The sequence below is a fragment of the Paraburkholderia flagellata genome (genome assembly GCF_021390645.1).
Classification (GTDB): Bacteria; Pseudomonadota; Gammaproteobacteria; order Burkholderiales; family Burkholderiaceae; genus Paraburkholderia; species Paraburkholderia flagellata.
Window position 1 is genome coordinate 1483539 of record NZ_JAJEJT010000001.1, and the last position, 15145, is coordinate 1498683.

13 protein-coding genes are annotated in these 15145 nt (G+C 64.4%); 9 read left to right on the top strand and 4 right to left on the bottom strand.

Annotation, left to right across the window (positions count from 1 at the left end; genetic code table 11):
- Window positions 1–272: 272 nt before the first annotated feature.
- Together L0U83_RS06495 and uraH are read right to left on the bottom strand one after the other, a co-directional pair.
- Complete coding sequence (locus tag L0U83_RS06495; RefSeq protein ID WP_233881458.1) at window positions 273–1466, bottom strand: urate hydroxylase PuuD; 1194 nt, start codon at window positions 1464–1466, stop codon at window positions 273–275.
- Window positions 1467–1680: 214 nt separating this feature from the next.
- Window positions 1681–2034: a hydroxyisourate hydrolase gene (uraH, locus tag L0U83_RS06500; protein WP_233881459.1), complete on the bottom strand. Its 354-nt coding sequence runs from the start codon at window positions 2032–2034 to the stop codon at window positions 1681–1683.
- Between the two features lie 227 nt (window positions 2035–2261).
- Between uraH and L0U83_RS06505 the strand changes: the two genes are divergently transcribed.
- Together L0U83_RS06505 and L0U83_RS06510 are read left to right on the top strand one after the other, a co-directional pair.
- Window positions 2262–2459, top strand: coding sequence for a hypothetical protein (locus L0U83_RS06505; protein WP_233881460.1), 198 nt, complete (start codon window positions 2262–2264; stop codon window positions 2457–2459).
- Window positions 2460–2607: 148 nt separating this feature from the next.
- Complete coding sequence (locus L0U83_RS06510; RefSeq protein ID WP_233881461.1) at window positions 2608–4008, top strand: 8-oxoguanine deaminase; 1401 nt, start codon at window positions 2608–2610, stop codon at window positions 4006–4008.
- 71 nt (window positions 4009–4079) lie between these two features.
- Here L0U83_RS06510 and L0U83_RS06515 read toward each other — a convergent pair whose 3' ends face one another.
- A complete protein-coding gene (locus tag L0U83_RS06515; protein ID WP_233881462.1) occupies window positions 4080–5012 on the bottom strand; it encodes a LysR substrate-binding domain-containing protein in 933 nt (310 codons plus the stop codon).
- A 267-nt stretch (window positions 5013–5279) separates the two neighbouring features.
- On the opposite strand from L0U83_RS06515, the gene L0U83_RS06520 reads away from it, so the two are divergent.
- From L0U83_RS06520 to L0U83_RS06535, 4 genes are all read left to right on the top strand, one after another.
- The gene (locus L0U83_RS06520; protein ID WP_233881463.1) at window positions 5280–6908 is read left to right on the top strand and encodes an ABC transporter ATP-binding protein; all 1629 of its coding nucleotides are present in this window, start codon (window positions 5280–5282) and stop codon (window positions 6906–6908) included.
- 62 nt (window positions 6909–6970) lie between these two features.
- A complete protein-coding gene (locus tag L0U83_RS06525; RefSeq protein ID WP_233881464.1) occupies window positions 6971–8077 on the top strand; it encodes an ABC transporter permease in 1107 nt (368 codons plus the stop codon).
- A 39-nt stretch (window positions 8078–8116) separates the two neighbouring features.
- Complete coding sequence (locus L0U83_RS06530; protein ID WP_233881465.1) at window positions 8117–9046, top strand: ABC transporter permease; 930 nt, start codon at window positions 8117–8119, stop codon at window positions 9044–9046.
- Between the two features lie 92 nt (window positions 9047–9138).
- Window positions 9139–10224 carry a BMP family ABC transporter substrate-binding protein gene (locus L0U83_RS06535; protein WP_233881466.1) on the top strand — a complete coding sequence of 362 codons (1086 nt, stop codon included), beginning with the start codon at window positions 9139–9141 and terminating at the stop codon, window positions 10222–10224.
- Window positions 10225–10400: 176 nt separating this feature from the next.
- Here L0U83_RS06535 and L0U83_RS06540 read toward each other — a convergent pair whose 3' ends face one another.
- Window positions 10401–10610 (bottom strand): dodecin, encoded by a 210-nt coding sequence (locus L0U83_RS06540; RefSeq protein WP_233881467.1) that lies wholly within the window; start codon window positions 10608–10610, stop codon window positions 10401–10403.
- A 193-nt stretch (window positions 10611–10803) separates the two neighbouring features.
- Here L0U83_RS06540 and L0U83_RS06545 point away from each other — a divergent pair, with 193 nt between their 5' ends.
- The 3 genes from L0U83_RS06545 to L0U83_RS06555 all read left to right on the top strand — a co-directional run bounded on the left by L0U83_RS06545 (window position 10804) and on the right by L0U83_RS06555 (window position 15121).
- Window positions 10804–11703, top strand: a complete 900-nt coding sequence (locus tag L0U83_RS06545; protein WP_233881468.1) for an NAD(P)-dependent oxidoreductase — start codon at window positions 10804–10806, stop codon at window positions 11701–11703.
- 198 nt (window positions 11704–11901) lie between these two features.
- Window positions 11902–13494: an ABC-F family ATPase gene (locus L0U83_RS06550; protein WP_233881469.1), complete on the top strand. Its 1593-nt coding sequence runs from the start codon at window positions 11902–11904 to the stop codon at window positions 13492–13494.
- 193 nt (window positions 13495–13687) lie between these two features.
- Window positions 13688–15121: an aldehyde dehydrogenase family protein gene (locus tag L0U83_RS06555; protein ID WP_233881470.1), complete on the top strand. Its 1434-nt coding sequence runs from the start codon at window positions 13688–13690 to the stop codon at window positions 15119–15121.
- The last annotated feature ends 24 nt before the right edge of the window (window positions 15122–15145 follow it).

Sequence of the window (15145 nt, forward strand, 5' to 3'; positions counted from 1 at the left end):
GGCAGTACAAATTGGCCGGTCGGGATGCGGGTGCGGACGTGGCATTTCTCTCAGTGTGAGCGAGAAAATGCGTCGCGAGATGGAGGCGTGGCTATGCGATGTTTTGAATCTCAGTGCTCCGGATTCTCGCTTATTGGCGTCATTAGATTGGTAAACAGAGAAATATCTTAAATGATGTGTGAAAAAACTCATCGCCTATCCCAAGCAAAAAGAAAAAGCCCGAAGCACAAAGTGCTTCGGGCTTTCTACCTGGCCAAAGGGCTATTAGCGGATTACTGTTTTGCGCCCCCCTGGAACCACGCCGCAATCTTCTGCCGCTCGTCGTCGGTCATGTGCGTGACGTTGCCAAGCGGCATCGCCTTGAGCGTCACAGCTTGCTGATACAGCCGCTGCGCATTCTGCGAAATTTCGTCGGGCGTATCGAACATCACGCCGGCCGGCGCGGCGCCCATCAACGTCGGTTGGGCCGAGTGACAGGACGCGCAGCGTTGCTGGAGGATCGGCTGAATATCGGCAACCTTGACCTGCGGTGCGTTCGCGGCCTCGGCTTGCGGCACGACCGGGCGCGGCAGCGTCCACACCAGCGCGACAAACATCAGTGCCACGCCGCCGATCGGCAGATACCAGAGCTGCTGGCCACGGTGGCGCATCACGAAGAACTGGCGAATCAGCGCGCCGGCCAGCATGATGACCACGAGCACGGCCCAGTTGTATGCGTGAGCGTAGGTCATCGCGTAGTGATTCGACAGCATCGCGAACACCACGGGCAGCGTGAAATACGTGTTGTGCACCGAACGCTGCTTGCCGCGCTTGCCGTAGATCGGGTTCGGCACTTCGCCCTTGAGCATCGCGGCGACCATCTTGCGCTGGCCGGGGATGATGACGAAGAACACATTCGCCGACATGATCGTCGCGAGCATGGCGCCCATGATGAGGTACGCGGCGCGGCCCGAGAAGATATGGCAGGCGAGGTAGGCCGCGATCACGACATAGATGCCCACGCATACGCCGAGCAGCTTGTCCTTCGTACCGAGCACGCGGCACAGCGAGTCATAGACGATCCAGCCCGCAGCGAGGAAGCCGAGCGCCGAGAAGATCGCCACCACCGGACCCATGTCGAGCACGTTTTTGTCAATGAGATACGTGTTCGGCGCCATCAGGTACAGCACCGTGAAGAGCGACGCTCCCGAGAGCCACGTGGTGTACGACGGCCATTTCGACCAGTGAAGGTCGTCGGGCATTTCAGGCGGCGCAACGGTGTACTTCTGCATGTTGTAGAAGCCGCCGCCGTGTACGTGCCACAGTTCGCCGAACACGCCGCGGCGGCGCTGGTTCGGGTCCGTGGGCGGTTTGAGGCTGTTGTCGAGCGCGACGAAATAGAACGACTCGCCAATCCAGGCGATCGCCGCGATGACGTGGAACCAGCGCAGCGCGAGGTTCAGCCAGTCGGTAATAAAGCCTTCCATGAAACGTCTCCAGTCCTGATGCATTGCGCGCGCGTCTGTTTGCACGCGCTAACTGCGGGGTAAGAGCGCGCCGTGCAGCTCCCGGGCCGCTGGACGACCCAAGCGCCGCCGCGCCGCCGTTGTTGTTCGTATGACCTTGGGTTCGTTGAACCGGGTTTGAATCTCGCCCGGAATACCCTATGAGAATCTGTTGCAGTGGCCGTTCAGTTGTCGCCTAGCTACCCCGATAGGTGCTGTACGACCACGGCGAAACGAGTAGCGGCACGTGGTAGTGCGAGGTGGCGTCGGCGATGCCGAAGCGCAGCACCACACGGTCGACGAAACGCGGCTCGGGCACGTTCGCGCCGAGGGCGGCGAAATAGTCGCCAGCGTGGAACACGAGTTCGTATTCGCCTTTGGCGAGCGCTTCGCCTTCGAGCAGCGGCGCGTCGCAGCGGCCGTCGTCATTGGTGGTCACGGTCTTGAGCGCGCGGCGCGCGTCGCCCGAGAGCGCAAAGAGCTCGACCTTGATGCCAGCGCCGGGACGGCCGTTCGCGGTGTCGAGCACGTGGGTAGTCAGCTTGCCCATTCGCAGTTTTCCTTGTGAGTGCCTGGTGCGATTGCGAGGTTTCAGCGGCAGCTCTCGATCCCATGATGCATTGCGGCGGATCGAGGCTCCACGTCAGTGGCTACATACCCGTCGGCGGATCGAAGCGAGCGCCGTGAACGCATTTTAAGAACGATCGCCCCCGGCGCGCGCGAGCGATAGGAAAGATAAATCTTCGCGCATGAGGGTACGCCCTGGGTGCCGCGTGGGTGCAGTCGCTCATCGCGCCCTGGATTGAAGCGTCCTTTGTTTGCATCGTAGCGACGCCAAAAATCGACCTTTATATGCGTGGTGTAAATGTGGGTATCGCAGCGGCGCGAATTGCCATGACTATTTTGGTTGCGGATCGTAGAGGCCATGCGCAGCGCGTGCTGCGCGTCCCGAAGACGGCGGTGGACGCCGGGTAACCGGGCCAGCGGCGTCCTCGTCGGGACGCGTCGGCACCGGGCGCCTGGGCGACGGGCGAGGCCGGCGGGTGAGGCGAGGACGTCTGGTTCACACGCTGGCGCGAGCGAAAAGGCTTGCGCCGGCACGACAACGGAGCGAACAAGGACGATGGAACGCACACTCGCGCAGGGCCAGGGCCCGCAAAACGCCGGCAAGACCTTGCTGGTGAAAAACGCCGACATGCTGGTGACGATGGACGGCGCACGCCGCGAGATCCGCGGCGGCGGCCTCTATGTCGAAGGCAACCGCATCGTCGCGGTCGGGCCGACGGCGGAATTGCCCGCGACGGCCGACGAGGTGATCGACGCCAGCGGCCACCTCGTGACGCCTGGGCTCGTCAACACGCACCACCACATGTACCAGAGCCTCACGCGGGCCGTGCCGGCCGCGCAGGACGCCGAACTGTTCGGCTGGCTCACCAATCTCTACAAGGTGTGGGCGAACCTCACGCCCGAGATGATCGAAGTTTCCACGCTCACGGCGATGGCGGAACTGCTGCTCTCGGGCTGCACGACGTCCAGCGACCATCTGTACATCTATCCGAACGGCAGCCGCCTGGACGACAGCATTCGCGCCGCGCAACGCATCGGCATGCGCTTTCATGCGAGCCGCGGCAGCATGAGCGTGGGCCAGAAGGACGGCGGCCTGCCGCCCGATTCCGTGGTCGAGCGCGAAGACGCGATTCTCGCTGACACGCAACGTCTCATCGAGACGTATCACGACGAGGGCCGGTACGCGATGCTGCGCGTCGTCGTGGCGCCATGCTCGCCGTTTTCGGTGAGCCGCGACCTGATGCGCGAATCGGCGGTGCTCGCACGGCATTACGGCGTGTCGATGCACACGCATCTCGCCGAGAACGTGAACGACATTGCTTACAGCCGCGAAAAGTTCGGCATGACGCCCGCCGAATATGCCGAGGACCTCGGCTGGGTGGGCCGCGACGTATGGCATGCGCATTGTGTACAACTCGACGACCACGGCATCGGTTTGTTCGGCCGCACCGGCACGGGCGTCGCGCATTGCCCGTGCTCGAACATGCGGCTCGCCTCGGGTATCGCGCCCGTGAAAAAGATGCGGCTCGCTGGCGTGCCGGTTGGACTTGGCGTGGACGGCTCGGCGTCGAACGACGGCGCGCAGATGGTGGCTGAGGCGCGTCAGGCCATGTTGCTTGCGCGCGTGGGTTTCGGCCCGGACGCCATGACGGCGCGCGAAGCGCTCGAAATCGCGACGCTAGGCGGCGCGCAGGTGTTGGGCCGCGACGACATTGGCGCGCTCGCACCCGGCATGGCGGCCGACTTCGTGGCGTTCGACTTGCGCCAGCCGCTTTTCGCGGGGGCGCTGCACGATCCGGTCGCGGCGCTCGTGTTTTGCGCTCCCTCACAGGTCGCGCTGAGCGTGATCGGCGGTCGCGTGGTCGTGAAGGAGGGCGTGTTGCAGACGGTGGAGCTTGGGCCGGTCATCGAACAGCACAACCGGCTCGCGGCACAGCTCGTGCAGATGGCACGCTAAGGAAGGCACGCGCGCAAGGCACAGGGGTGTAGAAACGCTCAGGCGGCCGCAGCACCGTGCGGCCGTGTGACTCAAGGCTTGTCGATCAGCGTCTTCGTCGCTTCGGCGATGAGGCTGCGCAACCAGCGTACTTCGTCCGAGTAATGACAGCGTTCGTGCCACAACTGGTAGTACTGCATCGGCGGGAAGTCGAGCGGAGCGGGCACGACCGTCAGCGGCAGGAAGCGCGCATAGTGGTCGGCGAAGAGGCGCGTGGTCGTGAAGACCAGGTCCGACTTGACGAGCACGTAGGGCGCGAGATTGAAGTACGGCAGCGTAACGACCACGTGGCGCTTGAGGCGCTCGCGCGCGAGGTGGACATCGATGGCGCCGCGCTGGCCCACGGAGTAGGGCGTGGGCGCGAGATGCGGCGCGTTCAGATACTGGTCGAGCGTGAGCACGCCGCGCTTGGCGAACGGGTGCGTGTTGCTCATCAGGCAGACGATCTGGTCGACGAACAGGTTCGAGAGGTGCAGTTGCTCCGGCGGCTCGGGCCAGTTGCCGATGACGATATCGAGCTTGCCTTCCTCGAGCGCGAGCTCGTAGTCGAACGCGGGCCCGAGCGAGTGGAACTCGAGCGTGGCGTTGGGTGCGGCCAGGCGAAAGCGCTCGACCACGGTCGGCACGAACAGGACGTTCAGATAGTCAGGACAACCAATCCGGTAACAGCGGATGGACGTAGCCGGATCGAAATTGTGTTGCTGAAAGCGGATGCGCTCGATCTCGCGCAACGCGTTCTGGACGGGTTCGAGCAGGCGCAGGCCATACTCGGTCGGCACCATGCCGGACTTGCCGCGCACGAGGAGCGGGTCGCCGGTGATGTCGCGCAGACGCCGCAGCGCCGCGCTGATCGCGGGCTGGGACTGATTGAGCTTGACGGCCGCGCGTGTCACGCTGCGCTCCATCAGAAGCGTGTGCAAGACGCGCAAGAGGTACGTGTCGATCGCCTCGCGTTGCTGACTCATGAATTCTCCGAATTATATGTTCTGGCTGATCGATGGGGCTTTGGGGTATATCGTTTTTAATATGGACAAAAAGTGGCGTCAAGCGAGGCTTACCCCGAGGCTTACGCCGGATGCCCCGTGCAGCGGGGCAACAGCGAATTTTGGCGGCTCGACCTTCAGAGGGGTAACAGGTATCGTCACCCCCGCACGGCGGCGCACAGCGCCTCTACGCGACGGCAAGCGTCAAACGGTTTTCGGACAGCAATAACGTACAACGGCGGAACCTTCATGGGTGATTCTTCTTCACGTCAGGCAACGCTTGCGCAAGACGGCAGCGGTGTGCCGCGCCTCGCGCTTGCCGGCATCACCAAGCAGTACCCGGCGGTGCGCGCGAACGACGACGTCACGCTCTCGGTCGCGCCCGGCGAAATCCACGCTTTGCTCGGCGAGAACGGCGCGGGCAAGAGCACGCTCATGAAGATCGTCTACGGCGCGGTGCGCCCGGATGCAGGCGAGATTCGCTGGGAAGGCCAGGCTGTCGAAATCGCGAGTCCGGCTGCGGCGCGCAAGCTCGGCATCGGCATGGTCTTCCAGCATTTTTCGTTGTTCGAAACGCTTACCGTTGGCGAGAACATCGCACTGTCGCTCGACGAACCGTTCGACCTGAAAGCGCTCGGCAAGCGGATTCGCGAGGTGTCAGCGCAATACGGCCTCGATGTCGATCCACAGCGCTACGTACATAGCCTCACGGTGGGCGAACGTCAGCGCGTGGAGATCGTGCGCTGCCTGCTGCAGGACCCGCGCCTTCTGATCATGGACGAGCCGACTTCAGTGCTCACGCCGCAAGCGGTACGCAAGCTGTTTGGCACGCTGCGGCGGCTGGCTTCCGAAGGCTGCAGCATTCTCTATATCAGCCACAAGCTCGACGAAATTCAGGAGCTTTGCGACACGGCTACCGTCCTGCGCGGCGGCAAGGTCACGGGCCACGTGATTCCGCGCGAAGAAACGCATGCGTCGCTCGCGCGGTTGATGGTCGGGCGCGAACTGCCCGACTACACGCGGCGCGCGCACGCGCCCGGCGACGTGCTGCTCGAAGCGAAGCACCTGTCCATGCCGAGTGACGACCCGTTCGGCACATCGCTCAACGACGTGTCGTTCAGCGTGCATGCGGGCGAAATTCTCGGCATTGCGGGCGTCTCTGGCAACGGCCAGGCGGAATTGCTCGCGGCGCTCTCGGGCGAGGCGCAAGCGGGACGCCACGGCATGAGCGTCGACGCGGTCAAGGTTTGCGGCAAGCCTGCGGGACGGCTTTCGGCCGGGGCGCGCCGAAAGCTCGGCTTCGCGTTCGTGCCGGAAGAGCGACTTGGGCGGGGCGCGGTGCCGGCGATGTCGCTTGCGGAAAACGCCTTGCTCACGGCGCACCGCGAAGGCATGGTGCGCTCGGGTTGGCTCAAGACCGGCGCGATGCGCGGGTTCGCCGAGCGCTGCATCGGTGCGTTCGATGTGCGTTGCGGCGGCCCTGACGCACTCGCGCAAAGCCTCTCGGGCGGCAATCTGCAGAAGTACATCGTGGGCCGCGAGATTCTCCAGGCGCCAAAGGTGCTCGTGGTCGCGCAGCCTACCTGGGGCGTGGACGTGGGCGCGGCGGCATTCATCCGCCAGCAGTTGCTCGACCTTTCGGCGCGCGGTGTGGCCATACTCGTGATCTCGGAAGAACTGGAAGAGCTTTTCGACATCTGTGACCGCATTGCCGTACTCGCGGGCGGACGCCTTTCGCCCGCGCGTTTGACCGGCGAGACGAACGCCGAGGAAATTGGCCGCTGGATGGCGGGGCTCTTTGGCGAGCGCGCCGATCGTGGAGATGGCGGTGGCCGGCCGAACGGCGAGCCGCCTGCGCAGACCGTGGCGAACGCTTGACATGCGGCACATCACGACACGCGCACGCACATAAACCACCCGAGACCGACCACACCATCACCATGATCTTCCCGTACCGACTCGAAGCCCGCACGACGCCGTCGCGCACGGTGCGCATCGCCGTGCCGCTCGTTGCGGCGCTGCTCACGCTCGCGATTGGCTTCCTGATCTTCGGCCTCGTGGGCCGCGATCCCTTGCAGGCCATGCACGCGTTCTTTATCGAGCCGCTTTCGAGCGTCAACGGCTGGTCCGAACTCTTGCTCAAGGCCTCGCCGCTATGCCTGATCGCGCTCGGTCTCGCGGCGGGTTATCGCGCCAACGTCTGGAACATCGGCGCGGAAGGACAGATGGTGCTGGGCGGCATCGCGGCGAGCGGCGTGGCGATCTACTTCGATCAATCCTCGGGCTGGTGGATCCTCTTTCTGATGATGTTCGCGGGCGTGCTGGGCGGCATGGCGTGGGCGGCGATTCCCGCGTGGCTCAAGAGCCGCTTCAACACCAACGAAATTCTCACGAGCCTCATGCTCACGTACGTCGCCACGCAACTGCTGATCTGGCTCGTGAGTGGTCCGTGGCGCGACCCGCAAGGCATGAACTTTCCGCTCTCCGAAATGTTCAGCGGCGACGCGCTCTATCCGACGTTCGGCGGTGACTGGCGCATTCACTGGCTGCGCGGCACGCGCCTGAACGCGTCGATCTTCCTCACGCTCGCAGCCATTCCGCTCGTGTGGCTCTTCATGCGCCGCAGCTTCGCGGGCTACCGCATGAGCGTGGGCGGCCTCGCGCCGCTCGCTGCGCGTTATGCGGGCTTCTCGGAGAAAAAAACGATCTGGACGTCGCTGCTGCTTTCCGGCGGTCTCGCGGGGCTCGCTGGCATGGGCGAAATTGCCGGCCCCATTGGCCAGTTGCAAGCGACGTGGTCGCCGGGCTATGGCTTCACGGCGATCATCGTCGTGTTCGTGGGGCGGCTGCATCCGGTCGGCATCGTGCTCGCGAGCCTCTTGATGGCGCTGCTCTATCTGGGCGGCGAAGCGGTGCAGACGTCGCTGCAATTGCCGCAGGCGCTTTCCGGCGTATTTCAGGGGCTGCTGCTTTTCTGTCTGCTCGGCGCGGACCTCTTCGTGAACTATCGCGTGCGCCGCCGTCATCCGGTCGCGGCTGCGAGCTGATCAGCGCAATCCAGAGAACAACGAAACAGGCCACACGACATGGATATCCAGCAAGCCAGCTCGCTCGCCTCGAGCGCCGTCACCGCCGCCATCCCGCTCATGTTTGCGGGCGTGGGCGAACTCGTCACTGAGAAGTCGGGCGTCCTCAACCTCGGCGTGGAAGGGATGATGCTGATGGGCGCCGTGACGGGCTACGCGGTCACAACCATCACCGGCAACCCGTGGCTCGGGCTGATCGCGGGCATGGCCGCAGGTGTGGTGATGTCATTGCTGTTCGGCTTTCTCGTGCTCACCATGCTCGCCAACCAGGTCGCAACGGGCCTCTCGCTGACGATCTTCGGCGTCGGGCTTTCGGCGTATGTCGGCAAGCCGTACACGTCGGCCGCCACGTCGGCGACCATTTCAGCGTGGCCGATTCCGGGGCTCTCGCAACTGCCGGTGGTCGGGCAGGCGTTCTTTAGCCTCACACCCGTCGACTACCTCGCGTTCATCATGTTCGCCGTGGTCGGCTGGTTCCTCTATCGCACGCGCGCCGGACTCGTGCTGCGCTCGGTGGGCGAGTCGCCGCAAGTGGCGCATTCGGTGGGCTTTCCCGTGATTGGCGTGCGCTACGGCGCGACGGCCTTCGGTGGCGCCATGGCGGGGCTTGCAGGCAGCTATTACTCCGTGGTGCAACTGCATTTGTGGCAGGAGCAAATCACCGCAGGGCGCGGCTGGATTGCGCTGGCGCTCGTGGTGTTCGCGACGTGGCGTCCCGGGCGTCTCCTGATCGGTGCGCTGCTCTTTGGCGCGGTCACGGGCGCGCAGTTTTACGCGCAGGCCGTGGGCGTGCCGGTGCCCACGCAGTTCCTCGCCATGCTGCCGTATGTCGCGACGATCGTCGTGCTCGTGCTCATTTCGCGCAATCCGAACACAATCCGCCTGAACGCGCCGGCTTCGCTTGGCAAGCCGTTCTTTGGGGCCGCTTAGTTGGGGCCGCGCAGGTTGAGTCATTTATCTGGATTGCTAACTAAAACGCCTTGAACGCTTGCAGTTTTCACAATCACGACAGGAGATCCACGATGAAAAAAACCATCCTGACCGCTTTCGCCGTCGCCGCCACGTGCGGCACGGCGGCCCTCGCGCCCGCGGCCCACGCCGCCGACGCGCCGGGCGTCGCGTTCGTCTACCTCGGCAATCCGGGCGATGCCGGCTGGACCTTCGCGCACGATCAGGGCTCGAAGGTCGCCGAGCAGAAGTTCGGCAACAAGATCAAGATCACGCGCGTGGAAAACGTGCCGGAATCGGCGGATTCGGAGCGCGTGTTCCGCGATCTCGCGAACAAGGGCAACAAGATCATCTTCGGCACGAGCTTCGGTTATCAGGACTTCCAGCTCAAAGTGGCGAAGGATTTCCCGGACGCCGTGTTCCTCCACGCAACCGGCTACAAGAAGGCGCCGAACTTCGGCACCTACGACGTGCGCATGTATCAGGGCGCATATCTCGCGGGCGTTGCGGCAGGCTACGCGACGAAGACCAATACGCTCGGCTTCGTCGCCTCGGTGCCGATTCCCGAGGTCGTGCGCAACATCAACGCGTACACGCTTGGCGCGCGCTCGGTGAATCCGAAGGTGCACACCAAGGTCATCTGGATCAACAGCTGGTTCGATCCGGGCAAGGAGAAGCAGGCGGCTGAAACGCTGATCGGCCAGGGCGCCGACGTGCTGCTGCAAAACACCGATTCGAGCGCCACGCTCGCCACGGCCGAAGAGAAGAAGGTGCATGCGTTCGGCTGGGACTCGAATATGAAGAAGTTCGGCCCGCACGCGCACCTGGGCTCGGTCGAGGCGAACTGGGGCGTGTACTACGTCGCCGCCATCCAGCAGGTGCTCGATGGCAAGTGGAAGAACGACCCCGTGTGGTGGGGCATTCCGCAAAAGGCCGTCGATCTCGGCGACGTCAACACGTCCGAGCTTTCGGCCGATGCGCAAAAGGCCGTCGCCACGAAGCGCGATCAGATCGCGAGCGGCAAGTGGGACGTCTTCACGGGCCCGATCAAGGATCAGACGGGCGCAGTCAAGATTGCGGCCGGCAAAACGCTGACCGACCCGGAACTGCAACGCCTGAACTGGTACGTCGAAGGCGTGGACGGCTCGCTGCCGAAGTAAGCATGAGTCGGGCGCTCGCGCCACCTGATACGGCGCGAGCGCGGGTGCATTCTTCGTACGATTGCGACATGCGTACGCGTAACGGCTGCGTGTAGCCTCTGAGGCTCGCGCAGCCGTTTTGCCTTGATGGCCATCCGGAAAGACGATGCGCCAGCGCGGCGCGGAGCCGCGCAGTATCAGTCGTCGATGCGGATGCCCACCTTGATCGTGACCTGCCAGTGCGAAATCTGATCGTTCTCGATCAGCCCGCGCGTTTCCACGACCTCGAACCAGTGCAGATAACGCAGCGTCTTCGACGCTCGTGCAATCGCGCAGCGGATGGCTTCGTCGCTCGATACCTTCGACGAGCCGGTAAGTTCGATCTGCTTGTAGACGTGGTCGCTCATGACAGTGTCTCCTCGGGAGCGCGCGCGGCGCGGGCGCGTCAATCGAGTATAGGTAACGGACCGGCATGCCAGCGCAAACATGAACGCGTCCAGCGCCGGTTATGATGGCGCCTCGCGTGAAACCGGGCATCGAGCGTGCCGGGCAGCAGCGGGCGGGCCACGCTGGCAACAGATCGAGCAGGAGACGAAAAACATGGATGAGCAGGTATTGGGTTTTTGCGGACCGGGGCTGATGGGCGCGCCGATGATCCGTCATTTGCTGCGCGCCGGGCACGCAGTGCGGGTGTGGAACCGGACGCCGGCGAAGGCCGAGGCGCTGATCGCCGACGGTGCGCAAATGGCCGCGACACCCAACGAACTGGCGCGCGAGACCGATGTGGTGTTGCTGTGCGTCGCCGATGCGGCGGCGGTCGAGCAGGTGGTGTTCGGCGAGCACGGGCTTTTGGTCGGTGCGCCCGGCGAGAGCGTGCGCGTGCGTTGCATCGTCGATCACTCGAGCATCCCTCCCGACGCGACGCGCAGGCTCGCCGCGCGCGCGGCGGCGTTCGGCGTGGGTTGGGTCGACGCACCGGTCTCGGGCGGCGTGGCGGGCGCGCAGAACGGCACGCTGGCGATCATGGCGGGCGGCGCAGAGGCCGACGTGGCCGCCGTTACGCCGATCCTCGCTGCCTACGCGGCGCGCGTGACCCATATGGGCGGCGCGGGCGCGGGCCAGACCACCAAGCTGTGCAATCAGGCAATCGTCACGGCCACGGTCGCCGCGATTGCCGAAGCGGTGAGCCTTGCGCGGCGAAGCGGCATCGATGCGGACAAGCTGCCCGAGGCGCTCGCGGGTGGCTGGGCCGATTCGACGTTGCTGCGCACGTTCGTGCCGCGCATGACGCAAGAAGGGCTCGAACCCATCGGCGCGCTCAAGACGTTCCAGAAAGACGTGGACACGATCGCCGCTGCGGCCGCGCAAACTGGTACGCCCATGCCCGTTTCGGGCACGGTCCAGCAATTGCTGCGTCTGGGGGCAGCCATGGGTCTCGCGCAGGCCGATTTTTCGGGCTTCATCGACGTGTTGCAAACGCCGCGCACGAGCGAAGCCTGAACTGATCGGGCACCGGTTGGCCCCGCAGGCGATGCGGCCCCGTTGTAACCGGCGCGCACGGCGGCCTTCACATTCCGCACTTCCCGCCGTGTCATGCTTCGCGCAGCAGGGCCGTCCGCCCGGCTGGAACTCGCGCGAGAAGTGGCATAACCTGCTAAAATTGCAGGTTTTTCGTCGATCTACTTACCGGGACGCGCTGTGCTCTCTACCGCCAACATCACCATGCAATTCGGGCCGAAGCCCTTGTTCGAGAACATCTCGGTCAAATTCGGCGAAGGCAACCGCTATGGCCTGATCGGCGCGAACGGTTGCGGCAAGTCCACGTTTATGAAGATCCTCGGTGGCGACCTCGAGCAGAGCTCGGGCAACGTCATCCTCGAGCCGAACGTGCGCCTCGGCAAACTGCGCCAGGACCAGTTCGCGTACGAAGACGTGCGCGTGCTCGACGTTGTCATGATGGGCCACACGGAAATGTGGGCCGCGATGAGCGAGCGCGACGCGATCTACGCGAACCCCGAAGCCACCGACGACGACTACATGCACGCCGCCGAACTCGAAGCGAAGTTCGCCGAGTACGACGGCTACACGGCCGAAGCGCGCGCGGGCGAACTGCTGCTGGGCATCGGCATCGGCACGGAATTCCACAACGGCACGATGAGCGGCGTGGCGCCGGGCTGGAAGCTGCGCGTGCTGCTGGCGCAGGCGCTGTTCTCGAAGCCGGACGTGCTCCTTCTCGACGAACCGACCAACAACCTCGACATCAACTCGATCCGTTGGCTGGAAGATGTTCTGAACGAGTACAACTCGACCATGATCATCATTTCCCACGATCGACATTTCCTGAACCAGGTCTGCACGCACATGGCGGACATGGATTTCGGCACGTTGAAGGTCTATCCCGGCAACTACGACGACTACATGCTCGCTTCGGCGCAGGCGCGCGAGCGCCAGGCCAACGCCAACGCCAAGGCGAAGGAGCGCGTGGCCGACCTGCAGGACTTCGTGCGCCGCTTCTCGGCCAACAAGTCGAAGGCGCGCCAGGCGACCAGCCGTCTGAAGATGATCGACAAGATCAAGATCGAGGAATTCAAGCCGTCTTCGCGCCAGAACCCGTTCATCCGTTTCGAGTTCGAGAAGAAGCTGCACAACATCGTCGTGGTCGCGGAAGAGATCACGAAGACGTACGAGCGCCGCATCTTCAACAAGCTCAGCATCAGCGTGCAACCGGGCGAGCGCATCGCGATCATCGGTGAGAACGGCGCGGGCAAGACCACGCTGCTGCGTTCGCTGCTCGGCAACCTGGCCGTCGATAACGGCTCTGTGAAGTGGGCGGAGAACGCGAACGTGGGCTACATGCCGCAGGACACGTACGAAGAGTTCCCGGCAGACGTCACGCTGATGGACTGGATCGACCAATACCGCCAGGAAGGCGACGACGAGCAGTCGGTCCGCGGCACGCTCGGCCGCCTGCTGTTCAACGCCGACGACATCAGGAAGTCGGTGAAGGTGCTGTCGGGCGGCGAGAAGGGCCGCATGATCTGGGGCAAGCTGATGCTCGGCCGCCACAACGTGCTGCTGATGGACGAGCCCACGAACCACATGGACATGGAATCGATCGAGTCGCTGCAGATCGCGCTCGAAAAGTTCGAAGGCACGCTTGTTTTCGTCTCGCACGACCGCGAGTTCGTGAATGGCCTCGCCAACCGCATCATCGAGGTGAAGACGGACGGTGTGATCAAGGACTACAGCGGCAACTACGAAGACTTCCTTGCGAGCCAGGGGCTGCATTGAGGCTCGGCCGCTGATCGCGGCGTGAATTGAAAACGGGCGGCGCGTGAGCGTCGCCCGTTTTGTTTTTATGGCGTCGTATCGGGCTGGCTGCATGCTCGCTTTACGTATGCGTCAACCACGCTAGAATGCACTGTCGCCGCGGCGAGCGCCGCGATGAAAACCGCAAACGAACACGGAGACAGGAGTACCGCCCATGAACAACTACGCGCAGTTCTACATCAACGGCCAGTGGGTCGCCCCGCAAGGCAAGGGCACGATCGACGTGATCGACTCGGGCACCGAAGAGGTGATGGGCCGTATCCCCGAAGGCATTGAAGCGGACGCCGAAGCCGCCGTCGGCGCCGCGCGCGCCGCTTTCGACGGCTGGGCCGCCACGCCTGCCGCCGAGCGCGGGGCGTATCTCCAGAAAATCGCAGACAACCTCAAAGCCCGCACTGACGAACTCGCGCAACTGATCGCAGGCGAAGTGGGCATGCCGCTCAAGCTCGCGCGTGCCATCCAGGTGGGTGGGCCCGTCTACAACTGGGGCGCTTACGCGCAACTCGCAAGCGAGTTCCAGTACGAAGAGCGCGTGGGCAACTCGCTCGTCGTGCGCGAACCGGTGGGCGTCGTCGCGGCCATCACGCCGTGGAACTATCCGCTCAACCAGATCACCCTCAAGGTCGCCGCCGCGCTCGCCGCTGGCTGCACCGTCGTGCTCAAGCCTTCCGAGATCGCGCCGCTCAATGCCTTCGTGCTCGCCGAGGCCATCCACGAAGCCGGCCTGCCCGCGGGCGTGTTCAACCTCGTCACGGGCTACGGTCCGGTGGTCGGCGAGGTGCTCGCGCGCCATCCGGACGTCGACATGGTGTCGTTCACCGGCTCGACGCGCGCGGGCAAGCGCGTGTCTGAAGTCGCATCGGCCACGGTCAAGCGCGTCGCGTTGGAACTGGGCGGCAAGTCGGCCTCGGTGGTGCTCGACGACGCCGACTTCGCGGCCGCCGTGAAGGGCACGGTGGGCGCGTGCTTCCTGAACTCGGGGCAGACCTGTTCGGCGCACACGCGCATGATCGTGCCGGAGTCGCGCTACGAAGAAGCGCGAGACCTCGCGAAGCAGGCCGCAGATGCGTTCAAGGTGGGCGATCCGCGCGACGAAAAAGCGAAGCTCGGTCCGCTCGCCTCGAAGGTGCAGCAGGAGCGCGTGCTGCACTACATTGAGCGCGGCATGGCCGACGGAGCCGAACTTGTGACGGGCGGCCCAGGCATGCCGGAAGGCGTGACGCAGGGCTTCTTCGTGAAGCCGACCGTGTTCGGACGCGTGCCGCGCGACGCGGCCATCGCGCAGGAAGAGATTTTCGGCCCGGTGCTCACGATCCTCACGGCGAAGGACGAAGACGACGCCGTGGCGATCGCCAACGACTCGCTCTATGGCCTTGGCGGCGCGGTCTGGGCCGGCAGCGACGAGCGCGCGATGCGCGTGGCGCGCCGCATCCGTACGGGCCAGATCGACATCAACGGCGGCGCCTGGAACATGGCCGCGCCGTTTGGCGGCTTCAAGCAGTCGGGACACGGCCGCGAAAATGGCGCGTACGGCCTCGAGGAGTACCTCGAATACAAGTCGATGCAGTTCAAGGTGCCGAAGGGCTGATGAGGCATCTCGTCGCGCGCTATC

Bases quoted from the DNA above. Each gene is read 5' to 3' on its own strand.
- L0U83_RS06515 (WP_233881462.1), bottom strand. From the start codon at position 5,012: ATGAGTCAGCAACGCGAGGCGATCGACACGTACCTCTTGCGCGTCTTG.
- L0U83_RS06540 (WP_233881467.1), bottom strand. From the start codon at position 10,610: ATGAGCGACCACGTCTACAAGCAGATCGAACTTACCGGCTCGTCGAAG.
- L0U83_RS06525 (WP_233881464.1), top strand. From the start codon at position 6,971: ATGATCTTCCCGTACCGACTCGAAGCCCGCACGACGCCGTCGCGCACG.
- uraH (WP_233881459.1), bottom strand. From the start codon at position 2,034: ATGGGCAAGCTGACTACCCACGTGCTCGACACCGCGAACGGCCGTCCC.
- L0U83_RS06495 (WP_233881458.1), bottom strand. From the start codon at position 1,466: ATGGAAGGCTTTATTACCGACTGGCTGAACCTCGCGCTGCGCTGGTTC.
- L0U83_RS06510 (WP_233881461.1), top strand. From the start codon at position 2,608: ATGGAACGCACACTCGCGCAGGGCCAGGGCCCGCAAAACGCCGGCAAG.
- L0U83_RS06545 (WP_233881468.1), top strand. From the start codon at position 10,804: ATGGATGAGCAGGTATTGGGTTTTTGCGGACCGGGGCTGATGGGCGCG.
- L0U83_RS06535 (WP_233881466.1), top strand. From the start codon at position 9,139: ATGAAAAAAACCATCCTGACCGCTTTCGCCGTCGCCGCCACGTGCGGC.
- L0U83_RS06530 (WP_233881465.1), top strand. From the start codon at position 8,117: ATGGATATCCAGCAAGCCAGCTCGCTCGCCTCGAGCGCCGTCACCGCC.
- L0U83_RS06555 (WP_233881470.1), top strand. From the start codon at position 13,688: ATGAACAACTACGCGCAGTTCTACATCAACGGCCAGTGGGTCGCCCCG.
- L0U83_RS06520 (WP_233881463.1), top strand. From the start codon at position 5,280: ATGGGTGATTCTTCTTCACGTCAGGCAACGCTTGCGCAAGACGGCAGC.